Raw genomic sequence first — 2006 nt, 5'->3', positions numbered from 1 at the left:
TCACCATCACCTCCTCCCCATCAACCCCAGCCGTGAGCACGATAAACGGCAAGCCAATACTCCTCCCACATATCAAGAGCGAGGTATCCTAGATGGCTACTTCAACGATTCAACCCGGCGCGAGTGATGGATACCAGATAGTAGTACTCCCCGATGGTTCACTGCTTATCACTCAATTCGAGGCGCTTGCAGAAAATGATATAATTGAGTGGGATGATGAGTTTGCGGCTGCAAGTGGTTGGGCTGGTAAGTTACTTGATTTATCAGTTGCGAAATTAAATGATCTTACAATTGCAGATATTTTAAGCTAAAGGATTAGATAATGGCCCCATGGATTGCAGGATTAATTGGTGTAGCTACCGGCATTGTAATTGCCTTCCTCGGGGTTGCAGTTGCTTGGGGGCGGGTAAAACAGAGGTTAGATAGTGATGCCGAAAAGTTTGTTTCGTTGTTAAATGAGGTTACAGAACTAAAGCGTGGACTTTATAAGATGGATGGTACACTCATATATGTTCCTGCTGAAGATTGTGAAAAACGTCGAAGTGACTGTGTAAAAAATAATGCAGGGCTAATGTTGACTGTTTGTGGGAAGTTGGATGATCTTAGGATTGATTTAAAAGCGGTTGCAGAAAAGAGAGAGATTGAGGCAAAAGAAACGAATGATAGGTTACACCAGATTGAAATAAGCATGGTGAAGTTGTCTAATGGTGAGAGTATAAAATAATGATAAGTCTCAAAGATAAAACTGTCAAACTTGCTGGATTAAAATCTGAGATGGTTATGGCGAGTATTTTAGTTAGCCAAGTTTTTGAAAAGTATCATCTTGGTACTATTATTACCGCTGGAACTGAAGAGTTTTATCCTGATGGTAAGAGAATTCACATGGTGGGGTCTAAGCATATTACTGGAGAGGCGTTGGATTTTCGTTCAAGGCATATTCCTGATGCTGTTTATTCTAAACTTTGTTCAGATATCGTTGATGCTGTTGGGGGTGAATACCAGTTAATTAAGCATGAAAATCATTTGCATTTAGAGCTAGACCCAGAGTAAAGGAGATTCAAAATGATTACAAAAACAACTTACAACTGGCTACCAATGCCGACCAAACCCGAACGAAATCTTATGCTTATTCTGAGTGATAGGAGTTATTGCGGCCCAATTGATCTGCTTGGGCCGGTGCGTCTGTTCGGGAGAGATAATCGCTATATCACTGTTGGCCCGGATTGGATGATTAGTGTATTGCAAAGCCGGGGTGAAAATCTTGAATACCGCAATAGGCCAAGGCAGTTACCTTCAATGGTCGTTAATCCAGAAGACGGTTATTTGATTGTTCCTTTTGGTGAGCAGTTGGTAATGCGTACCTGTGGAACTCTGGCTAAGATGTGGACGCTGGAAGACAGGACAGTTATTTCAGTCATTGCGAAGAATGCTTTTACTCGAAAGCTGGTTATATTCCAGGTACACTTTTTCTATAATACCGAGATTATCGAAGTGCATTACAAGAAAGCCATGACGGGTCATCAGACAGTTATCGGCGCGTGTGGTGAGCAGGATGATTATCTGGAGTGGGGCTGTAATGCCTATGAAGAGCTTGGTGGAACCGCAATTCGAATTGATACGAGCATTGACGAAATAGTTTATGGTGATATTACAGATGGCCCAAATGGTCACTGGGATTTACCAACAGCACCACCAAGTAAGCCAAAACCTGTAGTAGATGAATCCGGGATGCTTGAAGTTGCGAGTTGGCAGGATAGAGGCATTAACTATATTGTAAAACGGCAAGAGATTACAATATGAAATTAAAAAATTGTAAATTCTGCGGCTCTCCTGCAAAAGTGTCTAATTTCGGCCAAGATAAAGTTGAAATCTTTTGTTCAAATATTAGTTATCAATGTGATTACCCTCCATTTATTGTAGGGACGGATGTGGAAGTTTTATCAAAACAATGGAATTCACAATTCGGAGTAAAAGATGAAGATTAAAATTTTAATAGTTATGATCAC

General features: G+C 40.8%; 5 protein-coding genes. All 5 read left to right on the top strand.

Annotation, left to right across the window (positions count from 1 at the left end; all coding sequences use genetic code 11):
* The first annotated feature begins 92 nt into the window (after positions 1 to 92).
* The 5 genes from J7K40_15220 to J7K40_15200 are packed head-to-tail and all read left to right on the top strand — an operon-like array spanning position 93 to position 1985.
* Positions 93 to 311: a hypothetical protein gene (locus J7K40_15220; protein ID MCD6163750.1), complete on the top strand. Its 219-nt coding sequence runs from the start codon at positions 93 to 95 to the stop codon at positions 309 to 311.
* 11 nt (positions 312 to 322) lie between these two features.
* A complete protein-coding gene (locus J7K40_15215) occupies positions 323 to 724 on the top strand; it encodes a hypothetical protein (protein ID MCD6163749.1) in 402 nt (133 codons plus the stop codon).
* The gene (locus J7K40_15210) at positions 724 to 1050 is read left to right on the top strand and encodes a hypothetical protein (GenBank protein ID MCD6163748.1); all 327 of its coding nucleotides are present in this window, start codon (positions 724 to 726) and stop codon (positions 1048 to 1050) included. Before J7K40_15215 ends, J7K40_15210 begins: the two co-directional genes overlap by 1 nt.
* A gap of 12 nt (positions 1051 to 1062) precedes the next feature.
* Complete coding sequence (locus J7K40_15205; protein MCD6163747.1) at positions 1063 to 1800, top strand: hypothetical protein; 738 nt, start codon at positions 1063 to 1065, stop codon at positions 1798 to 1800.
* Positions 1797 to 1985 (top strand): hypothetical protein, encoded by a 189-nt coding sequence (locus J7K40_15200; protein MCD6163746.1) that lies wholly within the window; start codon positions 1797 to 1799, stop codon positions 1983 to 1985. Before J7K40_15205 ends, J7K40_15200 begins: the two co-directional genes overlap by 4 nt.
* Positions 1986 to 2006: the final 21 nt, after the last annotated feature.

This window comes from Candidatus Zixiibacteriota bacterium (assembly GCA_021159005.1).
GTDB lineage: Bacteria > Zixibacteria > MSB-5A5 > UBA10806 > 4484-95 > JAGGSN01.
Note: the sequence above shows the minus strand (reverse complement) of the source record. Positions and strands in the feature narration are given on the sequence as shown.

Excerpts from the sequence above, each read along its gene's own strand:
- J7K40_15220 (MCD6163750.1), top strand. The coding sequence starts at position 93 with ATGGCTACTTCAACGATTCAACCCGGCGCGAGTGATGGATACCAGATA.
- J7K40_15210 (MCD6163748.1), top strand. The coding sequence starts at position 724 with ATGATAAGTCTCAAAGATAAAACTGTCAAACTTGCTGGATTAAAATCT.
- J7K40_15205 (MCD6163747.1), top strand. The coding sequence starts at position 1,063 with ATGATTACAAAAACAACTTACAACTGGCTACCAATGCCGACCAAACCC.
- J7K40_15200 (MCD6163746.1), top strand. The coding sequence starts at position 1,797 with ATGAAATTAAAAAATTGTAAATTCTGCGGCTCTCCTGCAAAAGTGTCT.
- J7K40_15215 (MCD6163749.1), top strand. The coding sequence starts at position 323 with ATGGCCCCATGGATTGCAGGATTAATTGGTGTAGCTACCGGCATTGTA.